This is a genomic window from Gordonia heveisoli (genome assembly GCF_030315745.1).
Taxonomy (GTDB): domain Bacteria; phylum Actinomycetota; class Actinomycetes; order Mycobacteriales; family Mycobacteriaceae; genus Gordonia.
Genome location: NZ_JASXSH010000018.1, coordinates 17,834 through 33,337 on the forward strand (window position 1 = coordinate 17,834; position 15,504 = coordinate 33,337).

Sequence of the window (15,504 nt, forward strand, 5' to 3'; positions counted from 1 at the left end):
GAAGGAGGACGTCATGCCAGGATTGCTTCGCGGAGTGGTACGTACCGCTGCCGTCGCCGGAACCGCGACCGCCGTGCGCAACGGGGTCAGCAGGCGCCAGGCGAACCGATGGGCACAGCAGGATTCGCAGCAGGCGCAGGCTGCGGTCGACCCGGGCCAGTTCCCGCAGGCGCAGACACCGGTGACCGGTGCACCGCCTGCGCCGCCCGCACCGGTGGCGGGCCCGTCGACCATCGACCAGCTCAAGGATTTGGGCGCGCTCTATCAGCAGGGCATTCTCACCGAGGATGAGTTCGCCGCGCAGAAGGCCAAGATTCTCGGTTCCTAGGGTCGGTGCTTTCTACTGAAGCGCCCCGCGCGACGTGTCCTTGACGTCGACCCCGGACCGGCCGAGCATGCGGGCGCTGCTGAGCAGCCCGGCCACGATCGCGGCCGCGGCGGCATACCCGAGTCCGTCCGGCGGATGAATGTTGGATACGCAGTTGCGGTCGGCATCGCTGGGATTCGACGGTGCCCCGTGGGTCAGGTAGACCCCCAGGCTGTCGGCGACCGACAGCCCGGGGCGTTCGCCGATCACCACGATGACCGTCGATACGCCGAGAGCGACGCCGATCGGGTCACCGATCGCGACGCGCGACTGGGTGGCGATCACCGGCGCTGCGATCCGATATTGCGGTCCTAGGATGTCGACCAGTGCACCGAACAGTCCGGGACCGTGGGTGTCGAGGGCTCGCGGGGAGAGTCCGTCGGCGAGCACGATGGCGAGGTCGGCGGTGCCTGCCGGCAGGGCGGTGAGATCGCGGGGGAGCCGACCGAGATCGGGCCGTCGTAGATACTCCGCGCGCGACGCCGCGCGGCTGGCGATGTGCACCGGGTCGCCGACGCCGAGGCCGGCGATCCGGGATGTCAGTTCGTCGACGTCGAGCGGATCGTGGACGGCGTCGCGGGCGGCGGCATGTGCGGCCTGGAACTCCAGAACCCGTTGGGTGGGGAGAGAATTGCCGCTGCGGCCCAATCCGATCCGCGCCTGGGTGGTGCGACGCAGATCCGCCCAGAGGTCACCGCCGCGGCTTTCCGGTACCGCTTCTTCGCTCATGAACCGGCCGCCAGTGCCCGCAGCGGGGAGTGTGCCGCGTCCACCGGCAGCACGCGTCCGGCGTCGTCGGCCATTCCGAGCCGACGCAGCCATTCCTCGAATTCGGGTGCGGGGCGCAGGTTGAGCGCTTGACGCACATACAGCGCGTCGTGAAACGACAGGCTCTGGTAACCGAGCATCACGTCGTCGGCACCGGGCACGGCGATGACAAAGGCGGCGCCGGCGACCCCCAATAGCGTGAGCAGGGTGTCCATGTCGTCCTGGTCGGCCTCGGCGTGGTTGGTGTAGCAGACGTCGACGCCCATCGGGAGCCCGAGCAGTTTGCCGCAGAAGTGATCTTCGAGCCCGGCCCGGATGATCTGTTTGCCGTCGTAGAGGTATTCCGGGCCGATGAAGCCGACGACGGTGTTGACCAGCAGTGGATCCAGCTTGCGAGCCACCGCGTACGCGCGCGCCTCCAACGTCTGCTGGTCCACCGGTTTGCCGCCGACGCCCCGGTGCGCGCCGGCCGACAGCGCCGATCCCTGCCCCGTTTCCAGATACATGACGTTGTCGCCGACAGTGCCGCGCCGCAAGGATCGGCCCGCCTCATTTGCGGCACGCAGCAGAGCCAGATCGACGCCGAATCCGCGATTGGCGGCCTCGGTTCCGGCGATCGACTGGAACACGAGGTCCACCGGCAGGCCTTGCTCGATGAGGTCGACCGTGGTGGTGACGTGGGAGAGGACACACGACTGCATCGGTATGGCATAACGCTGCCGGATATCGTCGAGCAGCCGCAGCAGGTCGGCGGTGGCGCGTGGCGAATCGGTGGCCGGGTTGATCCCGATCACCGCGTCGCCGCACCCCATCAGCAAGCCGTCGAGGGTGGCGGCGGCGATACCTCGCGGATCGTCGGTGGGATGGTTGGGTTGCAGTCGCGTCGAGATCCGGCCGGGCAACCCGATCGTGGTGCGGAAGGCCGCGGTGACCGAGGTCGCCGCGGCAACCAGGACGAGATCCTGGTTGCGCATGATCTTGCTGACCGCCGCCACCATCTCCGGGGTGAGGCCGGGCGCGACCGCGCGTAGCCGGGAGGCGCTGTCGGGCGCGGTCGACACGGTGAGCAGCCAGTCGCGGAACCCGCCGACCGTCAGGTGTGCGATCTCGGCGAAGGCGTGCCGGTCATGACTGTCGATGATGAGCCGGGTGACCTCATCGGTTTCGTAGGGCACGAGTACCTCGTCGAGGAACGCCGATAGCGGCACGTCGGCCAATTGCCATGCGGCGGCGGCGCGTTCGGCGTCGGATTCGGCGGCGCAGCCGGCCAGTTCATCGCCGGACCGACGCGGTGTCGCCTTGGCCATGAGTTCGACGAGCCCGTCGAAGGCGTAGGTCGTACCGGCGATGGTCTGGATGAACGTCATGGTGGCAGCCAGTTTAGGGTGGACCGCCGGAGTGTGCAGGCGGGAGCGTGGGAGTTGCGGCGGTGAACAGCGTGCGCGCGTAGGCCGACATCGCCGCACCGGCGGCGAGGAGGGGCTGCGTCGACCGGGTGGTCCGGGCGAGAATGAACCCGCCCTCCAGTGCTCCGACGACCGCCTCGATCAGCGAGCGAGCATCTTCGTCGGCCAGTCCCCGGCCGACGAAGAAGGCGGTGCCCCCGGCGAACCAGGCGTCGATCACCTCGGCGGCCGCGGCGCGGACCGTCGGTTCGGTGTCGGCGACCTCGCCGGCGATCGTGCCGACCGGGCACATGTTCATCCAGCCGCTGGACTCGACGGTCTCGGCGGCGGCGGCGAAGGCGGCCTCCACGGCGGTGGGAATGTCGTCGTACGGGGAGAGCAGCCCGACGACGAGTTCGCCGTACGCAGCTCCCGATTGCCGCAGCGCGGCAGCGGCGATGTCGCGTTTGCCGCCCCCGAAATGGTGATAGAGCGAACCGATGGGGGCGTCGGAGGCGTCGGCGATCTGTTTCATGCCGGTGGCCGCGTAGCCCTGCCTGCGCATGAGCTCCGCCATCGCGACCACGATCCGGTTTTCGGTCTTCACCCTGGTCATTCTAGAACATTCATTCTAGAATGGCTGTTCTAGCCACTCATTCACGACTGTTCGGAGGACGGATGCGCGCGATCGAGATACCTGCCGGAACTATCGAGTACGTCGAAGAGGGTCAGGGTCCGCCGGTGGTGCTGCTGCACGGTCTGCTGATCGACCACACGGTGTGGGATCGGGTGATCCCGTTGCTGCCGAAGGGGTTTCGGTATATTCGACCCAATCTTCCACTCGGCTCTCACCGGGTGCCGCTCCGCGCCGACGCAGATCTGTCGTTGGCCGGGCAGGTTGCGGTCGTTGCCGACTTCCTGGCGGCCCTCGACCTGGCGGACGTCACTCTGGTGCACTCCGACTGGGGTGGCGGCCTGTTTCTGACCGCACTCGGTCGCGACGATCGGGTGAGCCGGATGGTGATCCTGCCTTGCGAAGCCTTCGACAACTTCCCGCCGGGGCTCCCCGGGAAGATGATCGGCATCGCCGTCCGCATCCCCGGCGGCATGGTGTTCGCCGCCCGCCAGTTGCGGGTGGGCTGGCTGCGCCGGTTGCCGATCCTCTACGGGCAGATGATCGCCAAGCCGATGCCGAGCGCGATGATGCGGCACTGGACGGATCCGATGCTGCAGGACAAGGACATTCGGCGCGACATGATGAAATACCTCGCGGTGTTCACCTCCGGTGAGATCGACGACGCCGACGATCTGGTCGCCAAGACTGAGGCTCTCGCCGGCTTCACCGGCGATGTGCTCGTGTTGTGGTCTCCGGACAACAAGGTGATGCCACCCGAACACGGGCCGCGGCTGGCCGAACTGATCCCGGGTGCCCGGTACCGGGAGATCCCGGGCGCGCGTGTGCTGTCGATGCTCGACGACCCGGAGGCTGTCGCCGCGGAGATGTCGTCATTCTTGACCGCTTCGCGCGATCAGTCGACCCGACGGTAGCGGGTCGGGTCTGGATGGACCGCGACTTGCCCGGCGGCGATCAGCCGCTCCAGGTGCAGGGTCGCGGTCCGTTCCTCCACGGCTTCGACGTACGGTGCGCGCACATGGGCGCGATAGACCAGTCGGTGGTCCACGATCTCGGCGAGGCTGCGCGGTTCGCCGAGGAATTCCAGCAACCGGGTCTCGCGACTGAGCAGTTTGTCGCGATACGCCCGCAGGCGCACCTGGAATTCGGGGCGACCTTCCACCACCCCCTTCTGGTGGAAGGTGCCGTACCAGCGGGCATCGATCGCGTCGACCACATCCATCGACGTCAGAAAGTCGTCGACGCTACTGTCCCGGTCGCCGTACATCGGACCGAAAGAGGTCAGGTCGATGTCGGCGAGGTACAGGAAACCGTCCGGCTCGACCAACAGACCGCAGTGGCCGGGAGTGTGCCCCGGCAGATGGATCAGCGTCGCGGTTCGGTCACCCAGGTCGAAGGCGTGTCCGTTCGGCAGCGGACCGACCTCGCGGGTCGGCGGCAGGGCGAACTGCGAGTCGATGAACTGCTCGACCACGCGGCGTTCGGGTGGCGCCAACCCGTACTGGGACACCATGACCTCGGTCGAGGCGACCGCGGGCGCGTCGAGGTGGTGCGCGTACGCGGGGGTGTCGAAGTATTTGAGTCCCGCGATGTGATCCTCGTGCGCATGGCTGATCAGCACGGCATCGGCGCCGACCGGGTCGTGGTCCAGTGCGAGTGACGGGTCGACGACCAGCACGCCGTCGGAACCGTGGACAACCACGGAGTTGCCATAGGGGACGGCGCCGAGATTGTCCGCCATCAGAACGGACACCTGGCCGAACCGGCGGTCGGTGAAACTCACGTCTGGAGTTCGTCGATGGTGAATCCGATCTTCACGGTGACCTGGAAATGCGCGATGGCCCCGTCGCTGATGTGACCGCGCGTACCGACGACCTCGAACCAGTCGAGGTGATCCACCGTCTTCGACGCGCGGCTGACGGCGTTGCGGATGGCATCGTCGATGCTGGTCGACGAGGATCCGACGACCTCGATGACGCGATAGACGTGATCACTCATGGCGTTTGTCCCTTCCGTCCCTGGCTCAATCCACCCGGTGTCGATGTTGTCCTGTGTCGATGCCGTCCTGGGCAGATGCGTACTGCCCTCAGGTCTACCAGCACGCGTCGGTCGCGACGTCCGGATTGGATGGCTGGACGGATCGGCCGGTGGCGTGCGCGCCGGTGCCTATCATCGACACCCATGACCACATCTGCCGACGCTGACCGGGGGAGCCGACGATGCCCGTGTCTGTCGGGGCTCACGCTCGACGACTGCTGCGGCCCGATCCTGGCCGGGCGTCGACGCGCACCGACCGCGGAGGCCCTGATGCGGTCCCGGTTCACCGCCTTCGCCGTCGGTGATGTCGACTATCTGATCCGTAGCTGGCATCCCGACACCCGGCCGGCGCAGCTCGATCTCGACGACTCCCTGATCTGGTACCGGTTGGACATCGAATCAGTCAGTGCTGGAACGCCGTTCGACTCGGTCGGGCGGGTTTCGTTCGTCGCCTATCATCGCGGTCCGGGTGGGCGGGGCGAACTGCGCGAGTTCAGCCGGTTCGTGAAGGTCGACGGCGAGTGGCTCTATGTCGACGGGGACGTCGGTTGACCTCGCCGGGCGGTTCGGCGCGGCGCGGGCGTGGACGTCCGCCGGGACCTCCGGTCGATCCGGAGGTCCGTCGCGAGCGATTGCTCGACGCCGCCGAGGCGGCGATCCGCGAGTCTGGTGCGGCGGTCGGGCTCGCCGAGGTGGCGGCCACCGCCGGGCTCACCAGATCGGCGGTCTACGCGGCCTTCGCCGATCGCGACGCGGTGATCGATGCCCTGGCACACCGGCATGCCCGGGCGATCATCGCCAGGCTCGGTGAGATCCTCGCCGATGTCGACGATCCGATGGAACAGACCCGCGCCAGTCTGGACATCCTGGCCTCCTGGTTCGATGACGAACCAGTGCTCGCCCGACTGTTGGCCGGACGGTTGGATGGCCCGGTGCGGGCCGGTGGCGGGGTGATCGTGTCCGCGATCGCCGACATCTTGCGCGCCGGATTCCGGGCGCGGGGTGGGGACGAGGCTGCCGCCGAGCCGTGGGCGCATGCGCTCGTCGGTGCGGTCGCGTCGACGATCGCCTGGTGGTCGGAGACGCGCACGATGAGTCGCGGTCAGGTGGTCGAGTATCTGTTCGTGCTGGTCTGGGGCGGCTTCTCAGGAGCGGAACGTGGCGGTGATTGACGCCGCCGCATGAAAAAGACACACTGTGTTTTATGATGACTGTGACTGCTCAAACCGCCGCGTCGATCACCGGCGCGCAGAACTGGTCGTCGGTTCGTGAGGAGTTTCCCGACCGGGTCGACGCGATGGCGAGCGGCCTGATGGTCGGCGACCCGGCCGCCGACGCGGTGATCGCGGAGATGTTCTCCGAGGTCGGCTGGTCATGGTCGGACATCGTTGCGGCGCTGGATGATCCGGACGGTCTCGACTCGGCGCCACCGGCACTTCGGGCGTTCGGAAAGCAGGCGTGCTCACCGCCGGAGTGGTTCGACGACGCGTTGCTCCGGGCTGGGGCAGACGCCTGGTGGCGGTTCGGTTCGTTGCAGTCGAGCACTCTCTATCAGTCGCTCATCTACGGATATCAGGCGCGCGGCTTCATCAAGCCACTCGTCTCCACCGGGCGGCTCACCGAGGGGACCTGGGATCGCGTGCAGGCGACGGCCCGGTGGGTGACCCTGGCGACCGCACCCGGACTGATGACCCCCGGAGCCGCCGGTTGGGTGGAGACGCTGCGCATCCGGCTCGTGCACGCGATGGTCCGCCACCATCTGCGGTCGGATCCGGACTGGGATGACGCGGCGTGGGGTGTTCCGATCAACCAGACCTACGCGCAACTGACCATCACCGCCGGCTTTCTGGTGTTGCCCATGCGCATCGCCAAAGACTTCGGTATCCGCTACTCGCGGGCCGAGCTGGAGGCGATCACCCACATGTGGCGGTGGATCGGCTGGGTGATGGGCGTGGACGACGAGTTGCTTCCGACCAGCTTCGGCGACGCCCAACTGACCTACCGGATCTCACAGCAGTTCCGCCTGCAGCCCGACGAGGAGTCGAAGGTGCTGGTCCGCGCGCTGTTGGACGACGGCTACCGAACCGATCTCGGGTTGCCGGGGCCGCTCAACGGGGCAGTTCATGCGGTGTCGCGGCCATTCCTGCGGGCACTGTTCGCGGCCATCTCCACCCGGTGGGTGGATGAGGACATCGCCGCTGCGATGGGGTTGCGGGCCACGGTGCTGCACCATGTCGTCGACCTTGCCCGGCCGATTGTGTGGTCGCGCGAGATGGTCCGCGCCACCGGTCTACTCGGCTCCGAACGGGTTGTCGCCCAGCGGGAATTGCGGCTCGTCACCGGCCGCCTGGGTCTGGACCTGCAGGATCTGCAGGTCGTCGGCAGCAGATATGCGGGCGCCGACAAGGGCTGCCTGGAAACCGTGGCCTGATCGGGGGCACTTTGATCTGACGCGCGCCTACGTGGTCTGGGCCGTTGGCTCAGACCTGTTCGGGTGCAGCTGATTTCAGTCGTCGTTGCCGGGGAGTCCGTAAATGAATCCCAGGCCGATGATCACGCACGAAACAAAGGCCACAGCCGGCATCACCCACATTGCGCTCATAGCCTCGAGCCTACCGGCGGCGGTGTTCGGCGGTAGGGGATTTGGTCCCAATCCCGGGTATTCACAGACGGGTGGGCGGCGGCCGGAGAGGTCGAACGATCCGCCCGTTCAGCCGTGGCGGGTGACCCAGTCGAGCAGCCCGGTGGTCTCGCGCCAGTCGGCGCGGATGCGGTCTACGAGTTCAGGAGTGTGGATGACCGGATCGAAACCGTATTCCTTGCTCACGGTCAGGCTCTTGTGCCGCAGCAGATCGATACGGGGATGGTCGGCCGACCACCCGCGTGGAGCAGTCTTGACCCGGTCGCCGCCGATGGTCCAGCCGGCTTCGGCGAGGGTGTTCAGGATGCGTTCGAGTTCACCGCCGCGGCGGTCGTCGTCGATCGCGGTGCGGATGGCGGCAAGACGCTCGGGTGTCGCCTGGTAGAAGCCGGACGCGATCATCACCCCGGGGGCACCGAGCTGTACGTAGTAGCCGGTCGCGGGGCCGACCGCGACGAACGCCCCCTGATGGGTTTTGTACGGTGTCTTGTCCTTGGCGAACCGCACGTCGCGGTACGGCCGGAAGATCTTCGCGGAGCCGAACTCTTCGGCGAGATCGTCGCCGAGCGCGATCATCGGTGTCGCGACCGCGTCTTGATAGACATGCTTGTTCGCGTCCCAGAACACCTTGGAGTTGTCGATCTCGAGGTCGTCGTAGAAGTCGAGCGCGGCTTCGGTGAAACCCTGGAACGTCATGAGGTCCGAGCCTACGCCGGGTGTCTGCGATGTGGTGGCGGTCACTGGCTGCGCGGCATCCTCTACGATGACCCCAACTTGGTCAGGAGAAGGACGACGGTGCGCTGCCCCCGGCAGATGGATGCTGTTGCGCTAGGGGGTTCGAGGTCATGCACCCGAGGGTTGCCGCCGCACTGCGCGTCGGGCTGGGTGGGCTCATCCGGACGGTGGACCGGGCCGCGGCCGCCGACGGTCGAGCGTTCGATCCCGCCGAAATCTTTGCACCACACACTGATTCACGCCGATTCGGGTGGACGCATTACGGCGTCATGATCCCGGACCTGCCGGCACCACACAACTTCTTCTCGGTGATGTCGCTGATCGGCGCCACCGGCTCGGTGGCCTTCGACGACGACGCCGCACTGGTCGCCGAACCCCGCCGAAACGCGTCGGTGGTCGCGGGCACGGCGGCCAGTCACCCCGCTCATTTCGGCAACTACCGGATCGGGTCGGACTTCCGTTCGCGCCCGGATGGTTCGCTGGTCGCCTTCGGTGAGGACCTACTGCTCACCGGTACCTACCCGGATCGTCGCCTCACCGGGAGCCTCGACGGCGTCGACATCGATCTGCGGCTCCATCACACCGACAAGGTGTCGTGGTTCTTCCGGACCCCGGTGTACCGGCATCTGAGCCTGTTGACGGAGTACTCCGGCACCTTCACCCACGCCGGCGAGGTGACTGCCGCATCCGGTCTGTGTGCCTTCGAGTACGGTGCCTGCCCCAGCCCTTACGTCCTGCGCTCATGCCCGCTGCCGACAGCGGTGAAGGCGCCGTTGGACTATTTCGTCTACCACGTCGTCAATCTCGACGACGACAATCAAGTACTACTGAGCCAGTATTCGATCGATGGTGTGCCGTTGATGACCACGGCGTTGCACCGGTCCCGTACGAGTTACGGCACCAGGTTCGCCGACGTCGATTTCAGCGTCGTCGAGTTGCGGGACGAGCCGGAGCCGACCCCGTACGGGGTGCCGATGCGGTTGCCCGCGTCGACCAGATTCGTCGTCCGTGATCGTGATGGTGGGTGCTGGCTCGATCTGACCACCGAGATGGACAGCCCGTTCATCTTCGGGTTGGGCACCGGTTTCGTGAGTGGTTTCCGGCATACCGCGACCTGGCGTGGTGAACACGTCGAGGGTCGGGGATATGTCGAATACATCGATCGGCGACGGTGATCGGTCGGTGGTGGCGCTGAAGAGGAGTGAGATGGAGATTGCGGGCAAGGTCTTCGTGGTGACGGGGGCGGGGAGCGGCATCGGACGTCAGGTGGCGATCGGGCTGATCGAGCGCGGCGGTATCGTCGCCGGTGCCGATCTCAACGAGGCCGGTCTCGCCGAGACGGCAGCGTTGGTCGCCGACCCGGACCGGTTCTCCTCGCACCGCCTCGACGTCTCCGATCACGAAGCGGTGCAGCGGTTCCCGGACGAGGTGTCGGCGACGCACGGGCAGGTCGACGGTCTGTTCAACATCGCCGGGATCGCGCAGGATTTCGAGACGGTCGCCGAGGTCACCGATGAACGCATCGAGAAGCTGATGCGGGTGAACTTCTGGGGGACCGTGTGGATGACCCGCGCGTTCCTGCCCCTGCTGGAGGCCCGACCAGACGGCGCGGTGATCATGAACACCTCGAGCCTGTCGGCGCTGGTACCGGTTCCCGGTGCGGCGATCTACGGCGCCTCTAAGGCTGCGGTGGCGCTGTTCGGCTACGGTCTCGCACAGGATCTGCGCAAGCGGTCGAAGGTCACCGTGACCACCGCGATCCCCGGCACCATCTGGACCGAACTCGTGCGAAAGAGTGCGGTCGCACTGGGCACCCCGGAGTTCGTGGCCCGCTCCTTCGCGATGAAACCGGAGAAGGCGGCGCGACGGATGATCGAGACCACCCGGAAGGGGCGTATGCGGGTGGTCGTCGGCAAGGACGCGCATTTCTACGGGGTGACCCGACGCCTCAGTACTGTCGTGGCTGAGCGGATCTCATATCTGCAGGTGGGTACCTTCGTCTACCGACACAAGTCCTAGCCGCCTCGGCGGGTGGTGGCGGGTGCGCCGGTCGGAATGAGGCGGATGCCCCATGCGGCCGGTGCCGGCGCGGGCCGACACTTGGTCCATGAGTACAACCAACACCCCCCGGCAGGTGGTCGATGACCTGCGCGCACATTCGGCACTCCCACGCGGCGATGGTGATCGGTTCGCCGGATACGGCGTCATGGGTATGCCGTTCGCGTCGGGGCACTACCTTGCCCTTCGCGACCTGAACAGTTCCATCGGCGATCCGTATCGCAGCGTCTGGCTTCGGGATCCCCAGGGACAGTGGACGTTCTATACGACAACGTCGCCACGGACGAGTTGTCCGCACTACTTCGCGACCGGTGACGACGGTGTGCGGCAGATCGAGCGCATCGAGGTCGACTGGGCCGATGAGTGGACCCTGCGGCTGCGTATCGCCGACGTCCTGGACTGGCGAATCGGGCTTGCGGCGTCACCGGCGACGCGGGCGATGACGACGATGAGCGCGATGATGCCGGGGGTGGCGTGGCGCAGTGGCCCGGTCCTTTCCTCGATGGGGCCGATGGCTCATGCCGTGTTGCGGTCGGGACGGATCCGCCTGTGTGGGCGGGCGCCCAGCGGAGCCCGCTACTTCGCGGCGCCGCTGCACGTCTGGCGGGTGCGGACCAGTGCCGCGGAGTTGTCCGGGCAGACGTTGGGCCGCCCGGCGCCGCTGTCCGAGCAGATCCGGTTGGGGAGTTTCTGGTTGCCGCAGCGCGGGCTGTTCTTCGCGGGCAACGCCCGCTTTGTCGATGCGGTGGGCAGTGCCCGCGTTGTCGATGCGGCCGCTGTCGATGCGGCCGTTGAGTGACGGTGGCAGTCGGCACGGGCGACAATGGATGCCATGGTCGGTGACGATGCGGTGGCCGCGCGCCAGCCCTTGCCGCGACGAGTCGAGGTGCTGGCGGGTCTGTCGGTGGCCATCGATCTCGGTCTGGGGCAGCCGGCCGAACATATGTTGCGGTCGGCGGTCATCGCGTGCCGCCTCGCCGAGCGGCTCGGTCTCGATCGTGCGCAACGCGACACCGTCTATTACGCGACGCTGGTCATGTGGATCGGGTGTCATGCTGATTCGGCCGAATATGCGCGTTGGTTCGGCGACGACATCGCGGTCCGGCGGGACGCGTATCTGATCGACTGGTCTGGGTTGCCGTATATGCGGTTCCTGGTGGGGAATGTCGCGCGTGGTGAGCCGTTGACCCATCGGATGCGGACGATGGCCGAATTGTTCCGCGATGCGCGCGGTCAGTTGTCGGCGATGATTCACTCGCATTGTCTGTCCGCGGCGGCGTTGGCCGATCATATCGGCTTGGGTCCGGCGGTGGAGCGGGCGATCACGTACACCTTCGAACGCTACGACGGTGGCGGTCTGCCGAATGGTGCTGCGGGGGAGGATATCCCGGTCGAGATGAGGGTTGCCCAGGTCGCCGACATGGTTGAGGTGCATCAGCGTCTGTACGGCGCCGACGGCGCGATCGCGATGGCGCGCAGCCGTCGTGGCGGTCAGTTCGACCCGGTCGTCGTCGACGCATTCACCGAGGCTGCGGCGTCGTTGTTCCCGGCGCCGGGCGCCGACCCGTGGGCACTGGCGCTGTCCGTCGCGCCGGATGCGGAGGTGCGTCTGGACCGTGGGGAACTGGATGCCCTGCTGGCGGCCATCGGCGACTTCACCGATCTGAAATGTCCGTTCGCGCTGGGGCATTCACGTGGGGTCGCCGATCTCGCGGCCGCTGCCGCCATACACCTGGAGATGTCTGGCGATCAGGTCGATATGGTTCGCCGCGCGGGGCATCTACATGATGTCGGACGGATCGGGGTGTCCAGCCAGGTGTGGTCGAAGCCAGGTGAACTCTCTGCCGAGGAATGGGAGCGCGTCCGGATGCATCCCTATCTGACCGATCGGGTGCTGACCCGGATTCCCGGTCTCCGCGACGTCGCGCGCGTCGCGCGTGGCCATCACGAACGCCTTGACGGGACCGGCTATCCGCTGGGGGTGAATGGTGCGGCGCTGCAACGGCCGGAGCGGGTGCTCGCCGCGGCGGTCGCCTATCGGTCGGCGCTGGAACCGCGGCCGTACCGGCAGGCGATGACCGCGCGTGATGCGGCGATGCGGCTCGACCGGCGGGTCGCCGACGGTGCGCTCGACGGTGAGTGTGTCGTCGCGGTGCTGAGTGCGGCCGGACATGTGCGTCCGAGAGCGCGTCGCACCGATACGCTCACCCCGCGTGAGACCGAGATCCTCGGTCTTGTCGCACGCGGGATGACCAATCGGGAGATCGCCGCCCGGCTGGTCCTCAGTGAGAAGACCGTCCGGAATCATGTCGAACGCACCTACGCCAAGATCGGCGCGTCGAACCGGGTGGGGGCGAGCCTGTACGCGTTGGCGAACGGTTTGGCCGGACCGGCGCCCGACCCGTCGGGCTGAGGAGCGCTCAGACCTCGCGGTCGGCGAGGTCGCCTGCCGACCGGGTCCACACCATGTAGCCGATTCCGACGCCGGCGAACCACACCGCGCCCACGGCGAGGGCTATCCGGCCGTCATGGTTGAAGAACAGCAATACGAACACCATCACCAGGAAGGCGAGCGCCAGCCAGGTGGTCACCGGTGCGCCGGGTACGCGATAGTCGGAAGCGGGTAGTTCGCCGCGTGCGACCTTGCGACGATAGGCGAGCTGGCACATCAGGATCGTCGACCAGATGACGATGATGCCGACGGTCGACACCGCGGTGATGTAGGCGAAGGCGTGCTCCTCATCGAGCACGTTGACGAGGACACCGATCGCCATGACGGCCGCGCTGAGGGCGATGCCCGCGGCGGGAACCTTCCGGCTCGACAGTCGCGTGAGCTGTCGCGGCGCGTCGCCGGTGTGCCCGAGTGAGCGCAGCATGCGTCCGGTCGAGTAGATGCCCGAGTTGCATGACGAGAGCGCCGCGGTGAGCAGGATGAAGTTGACGATGCCCGCGGCACCGGGGATGCCGATATAAGAGAACACCGATACGAACGGGCTCTCGCCGGCGTGGAAATCTTTCCAACTGCGCACCGACAGGATGACCAGTAGGGCGCCGACATAGAAGATGCCGATGCGGAAGGGAACCGTGTTGATGGCCTTGCGGAGGGTGACACGCGGATTCTGCGCTTCGCCTGCGGTGACGCCGACGAGTTCGACGCCGACGTAGGCGAACATCACGATCTGCAGGCTCAGGAGCGCGTTGGTGAATCCGGTCGCGAAGAAGCCGCCCTCGTTCCACAGGTTGGTCACCGACGGTCCGGTGTCGGGGCCGAGGCCGGAGATCGGGAGCAGGACGCCGATGCCGACGATGATCATGCCGAGGATGGCGGTGACTTTGATGGCGGAGAACCAGAATTCGGCGCGCCCGAAGACGCCGACCGAGATGAGGTTGGCGCCGAAGAGTACGACGAGCGCCACCAGCGCGGTCACCCAGACCGGGATCGACGGCCACCAGTAGTTGACGTACTTGCCCGCGACGGTGATCTCGGCCATGCAGGTGGTCGTCCACACCGCCCAGTAGGTCCAGCCCTGACTGAACCCGGCGAATCGGCCGAGGAACTCGTCGGCGTATTCGCTGATGCCGCCGGAGATCGGGCGGTAGATGAGCAGTTCGCCGAGTGCGCGCATGACGATGAAGATGGCAAGGCCGGCGAGCGCGTAGGGCCAGGATCAGCGCGGGGCCGGCTTTCTCGATGGCTCCGCCCGCGCCGTAGAACAGGCCCGTTCCGATCGCGCCGCCGATGGCGATCATCTGCACTGTGCGCGCGGTGAGGCCGCGTTGGTAACCCTCGTCGGTGTCGACGCCGGGGTCGGCGATCTGCTGCTCGGTCGTCACGGGGACTCCTGACCACGGGAAGCATTTAGCGTGTCTAAGGCTAGCGTCAGGTGCTTCGTCGTCGGTGACCACGCGGGCCTTGCGGACCACTTTGGCACCCTCGCACCGCATCCCGGGCCCATCTACCTGCGTTTTTCCGCGAAAGGGTTGACCCGAAGATCGTGTGAACGTACATTCATTCACAGTGAATGGGTAATCACAATCACAGTTTGCCCACATCTGAGAGGAGCGGCACATGAGCCACGGAAACTTCGACTACGAGGACATCGACTACCAGGTGGACGGGCCGACGGCCGTCATCACGATGAACCGTCCGCAGCGGTACAACGCGTTCCGGGCGAAGACGGTCGAGGAGATGATCTCGGCCTTCCGCCGCGCCTGGGCCGACAAGGATGTGCAAGCCGTGATCCTCACCGGTGCGGGCGAGAAGGCGTTCTGCACCGGCGGTGACGTCAAGCAGCGTGCGGAGACCGGCGACTACGGTCCCAGCGAGAGTGGCATGTTCGAGATCGGCAACCTGCACAAGCTGATCCGTGACATCCCCAAGCCGGTCATCGCGGCCGTCAACGGACTCGCGATCGGCGGTGGTCACGTGCTTCACGTGCTCTGTGATCTGACCATCGCGGCCGACACCGCCCGCTTCGGACAGTCCGGTCCCAAGGTGGGCTCCTTCGACGCCGGCTTCGGCTCGGCCTACCTGGCCCGCACCGTCGGTGAGAAGCGCGCCCGCGAGATCTGGTACCTGTGCCGCCAGTACGACGCGGCGACCGCCGAGCGCTGGGGGCTGGTGAACTGGGTGGTCCCGGCCGCGGATCTGCTCGACGAGGCTAAGAAGATCGCCGCGGAGATCGCCGAGAAGTCGCCGACCGCGATCCGCTTCCTCAAGCAGAGCTTCAACGCCGACACCGACCATCAGGCGGGGCTGTCGAATCTGGCGATGAGTGCGCTGGACCTCTTCACCCACCACACCGCCGAGGGTGCGGAAGGTGCGAGTGCGTTCGCCGAGAAGCGGATGCCCGAATTCAACAAGTTCGCCGCCATCTGA

The 15,504-nt window shown here is 66.8% G+C and carries 16 protein-coding genes and 1 pseudogene; 10 read left to right on the plus strand and 7 right to left on the minus strand.

The annotated features are described in order from the left end of the window. Positions 1-13 precede the first annotated feature (13 nt). The gene (locus QSJ18_RS15365) at positions 14-328 is read left to right on the plus strand and encodes an SHOCT domain-containing protein (protein ID WP_286327442.1); all 315 of its coding nucleotides are present in this window, start codon (positions 14-16) and stop codon (positions 326-328) included. Positions 329-340: 12 nt separating this feature from the next. Here QSJ18_RS15365 and eutC read toward each other — a convergent pair whose 3' ends face one another. From eutC to QSJ18_RS15380, 3 genes are read right to left on the minus strand one after another with little or no spacing between them, the layout of a single operon-like run. Beyond that, positions 341-1,096 carry an ethanolamine ammonia-lyase subunit EutC gene (eutC, locus tag QSJ18_RS15370; protein WP_286327443.1) on the minus strand — a complete coding sequence of 252 codons (756 nt, stop codon included), beginning with the start codon at positions 1,094-1,096 and terminating at the stop codon, positions 341-343. Further along, a complete protein-coding gene (locus QSJ18_RS15375; RefSeq protein WP_286327444.1) occupies positions 1,093-2,502 on the minus strand; it encodes an ethanolamine ammonia-lyase subunit EutB in 1,410 nt (469 codons plus the stop codon). Before QSJ18_RS15375 ends, eutC begins: the two co-directional genes overlap by 4 nt. Before the next feature lie 13 nt (positions 2,503-2,515). Then, positions 2,516-3,136: a TetR/AcrR family transcriptional regulator gene (locus QSJ18_RS15380; protein WP_286327445.1), complete on the minus strand. Its 621-nt coding sequence runs from the start codon at positions 3,134-3,136 to the stop codon at positions 2,516-2,518. A gap of 62 nt (positions 3,137-3,198) precedes the next feature. Between QSJ18_RS15380 and QSJ18_RS15385 the strand changes: the two genes are divergently transcribed. Then, positions 3,199-4,068: an alpha/beta fold hydrolase gene (locus tag QSJ18_RS15385; protein ID WP_286327446.1), complete on the plus strand. Its 870-nt coding sequence runs from the start codon at positions 3,199-3,201 to the stop codon at positions 4,066-4,068. Here the strand turns inward: QSJ18_RS15385 and QSJ18_RS15390 are convergent. Beyond that, positions 4,050-4,895: an MBL fold metallo-hydrolase gene (locus QSJ18_RS15390; RefSeq protein ID WP_286327502.1), complete on the minus strand. Its 846-nt coding sequence runs from the start codon at positions 4,893-4,895 to the stop codon at positions 4,050-4,052. The genes QSJ18_RS15385 and QSJ18_RS15390 overlap by 19 nt on opposite strands. A 38-nt stretch (positions 4,896-4,933) precedes the next feature. Then, complete coding sequence (locus QSJ18_RS15395; protein ID WP_286327447.1) at positions 4,934-5,152, minus strand: dodecin; 219 nt, start codon at positions 5,150-5,152, stop codon at positions 4,934-4,936. A gap of 183 nt (positions 5,153-5,335) precedes the next feature. Here QSJ18_RS15395 and QSJ18_RS15400 point away from each other — a divergent pair, with 183 nt between their 5' ends. Genes QSJ18_RS15400 through QSJ18_RS15410 form a run of 3 tightly spaced genes read left to right on the plus strand, consistent with a single transcriptional unit; the run spans position 5,336 to position 7,622 of the window. Beyond that, positions 5,336-5,743 (plus strand): YchJ family protein, encoded by a 408-nt coding sequence (locus QSJ18_RS15400; RefSeq protein WP_286327448.1) that lies wholly within the window; start codon positions 5,336-5,338, stop codon positions 5,741-5,743. Then, entirely contained in the window at positions 5,740-6,363 is a 624-nt protein-coding gene (locus tag QSJ18_RS15405; RefSeq protein WP_286327449.1) for a TetR/AcrR family transcriptional regulator, read from the plus strand. Before QSJ18_RS15400 ends, QSJ18_RS15405 begins: the two co-directional genes overlap by 4 nt. A gap of 32 nt (positions 6,364-6,395) precedes the next feature. Continuing rightward, positions 6,396-7,622 (plus strand): oxygenase MpaB family protein, encoded by a 1,227-nt coding sequence (locus QSJ18_RS15410; protein ID WP_286327450.1) that lies wholly within the window; start codon positions 6,396-6,398, stop codon positions 7,620-7,622. Between the two features lie 279 nt (positions 7,623-7,901). Here the strand turns inward: QSJ18_RS15410 and QSJ18_RS15415 are convergent, their stop codons facing one another. After that, on the minus strand, positions 7,902-8,528 hold the full coding sequence (locus QSJ18_RS15415; RefSeq protein ID WP_286327451.1) for a DUF2461 domain-containing protein: 627 nt from the start codon (positions 8,526-8,528) through the stop codon (positions 7,902-7,904). A gap of 149 nt (positions 8,529-8,677) precedes the next feature. On the opposite strand from QSJ18_RS15415, the gene QSJ18_RS15420 reads away from it, so the two are divergent. The 4 genes from QSJ18_RS15420 (at position 8,678) to QSJ18_RS15435 (ending at position 13,038) form a co-directional block, all read left to right on the plus strand. After that, positions 8,678-9,742 carry a DUF6670 family protein gene (locus QSJ18_RS15420; protein ID WP_286327452.1) on the plus strand — a complete coding sequence of 355 codons (1,065 nt, stop codon included), beginning with the start codon at positions 8,678-8,680 and terminating at the stop codon, positions 9,740-9,742. Continuing rightward, a complete protein-coding gene (locus tag QSJ18_RS15425; RefSeq protein ID WP_353507217.1) occupies positions 9,714-10,586 on the plus strand; it encodes an SDR family NAD(P)-dependent oxidoreductase in 873 nt (290 codons plus the stop codon). Before QSJ18_RS15420 ends, QSJ18_RS15425 begins: the two co-directional genes overlap by 29 nt. Positions 10,587-10,674: 88 nt before the next feature. Continuing rightward, the gene (locus tag QSJ18_RS15430) at positions 10,675-11,424 is read left to right on the plus strand and encodes a hypothetical protein (RefSeq protein WP_286327453.1); all 750 of its coding nucleotides are present in this window, start codon (positions 10,675-10,677) and stop codon (positions 11,422-11,424) included. 33 nt (positions 11,425-11,457) lie between these two features. Then, entirely contained in the window at positions 11,458-13,038 is a 1,581-nt protein-coding gene (locus tag QSJ18_RS15435; protein ID WP_286327454.1) for an HD domain-containing phosphohydrolase, read from the plus strand. Positions 13,039-13,045: 7 nt separating this feature from the next. Here the strand turns inward: QSJ18_RS15435 and QSJ18_RS15440 are convergent. Continuing rightward, positions 13,046-14,459: pseudogene (locus tag QSJ18_RS15440) on the minus strand (amino acid permease). Between the two features lie 235 nt (positions 14,460-14,694). On the opposite strand from QSJ18_RS15440, the gene QSJ18_RS15445 reads away from it, so the two are divergent. After that, positions 14,695-15,504: an enoyl-CoA hydratase-related protein gene (locus tag QSJ18_RS15445; protein WP_286327455.1), complete on the plus strand. Its 810-nt coding sequence runs from the start codon at positions 14,695-14,697 to the stop codon at positions 15,502-15,504.

Excerpts from the sequence above, each read along its gene's own strand:
- QSJ18_RS15365 (WP_286327442.1), top strand. The coding sequence starts at position 14 with ATGCCAGGATTGCTTCGCGGAGTGGTACGTACCGCTGCCGTCGCCGGA.
- eutC (WP_286327443.1), bottom strand. The coding sequence starts at position 1,096 with ATGAGCGAAGAAGCGGTACCGGAAAGCCGCGGCGGTGACCTCTGGGCG.
- QSJ18_RS15375 (WP_286327444.1), bottom strand. The coding sequence starts at position 2,502 with ATGACGTTCATCCAGACCATCGCCGGTACGACCTACGCCTTCGACGGG.
- QSJ18_RS15380 (WP_286327445.1), bottom strand. The coding sequence starts at position 3,136 with ATGACCAGGGTGAAGACCGAAAACCGGATCGTGGTCGCGATGGCGGAG.
- QSJ18_RS15385 (WP_286327446.1), top strand. The coding sequence starts at position 3,199 with ATGCGCGCGATCGAGATACCTGCCGGAACTATCGAGTACGTCGAAGAG.
- QSJ18_RS15390 (WP_286327502.1), bottom strand. The coding sequence starts at position 4,895 with ATGGCGGACAATCTCGGCGCCGTCCCCTATGGCAACTCCGTGGTTGTC.
- QSJ18_RS15395 (WP_286327447.1), bottom strand. The coding sequence starts at position 5,152 with ATGAGTGATCACGTCTATCGCGTCATCGAGGTCGTCGGATCCTCGTCG.
- QSJ18_RS15400 (WP_286327448.1), top strand. The coding sequence starts at position 5,336 with ATGACCACATCTGCCGACGCTGACCGGGGGAGCCGACGATGCCCGTGT.
- QSJ18_RS15410 (WP_286327450.1), top strand. The coding sequence starts at position 6,396 with ATGATGACTGTGACTGCTCAAACCGCCGCGTCGATCACCGGCGCGCAG.
- QSJ18_RS15415 (WP_286327451.1), bottom strand. The coding sequence starts at position 8,528 with ATGACGTTCCAGGGTTTCACCGAAGCCGCGCTCGACTTCTACGACGAC.
- QSJ18_RS15420 (WP_286327452.1), top strand. The coding sequence starts at position 8,678 with ATGCACCCGAGGGTTGCCGCCGCACTGCGCGTCGGGCTGGGTGGGCTC.
- QSJ18_RS15425 (WP_353507217.1), top strand. The coding sequence starts at position 9,714 with ATGTCGAATACATCGATCGGCGACGGTGATCGGTCGGTGGTGGCGCTG.
- QSJ18_RS15430 (WP_286327453.1), top strand. The coding sequence starts at position 10,675 with ATGAGTACAACCAACACCCCCCGGCAGGTGGTCGATGACCTGCGCGCA.
- QSJ18_RS15435 (WP_286327454.1), top strand. The coding sequence starts at position 11,458 with ATGGTCGGTGACGATGCGGTGGCCGCGCGCCAGCCCTTGCCGCGACGA.
- QSJ18_RS15445 (WP_286327455.1), top strand. The coding sequence starts at position 14,695 with ATGAGCCACGGAAACTTCGACTACGAGGACATCGACTACCAGGTGGAC.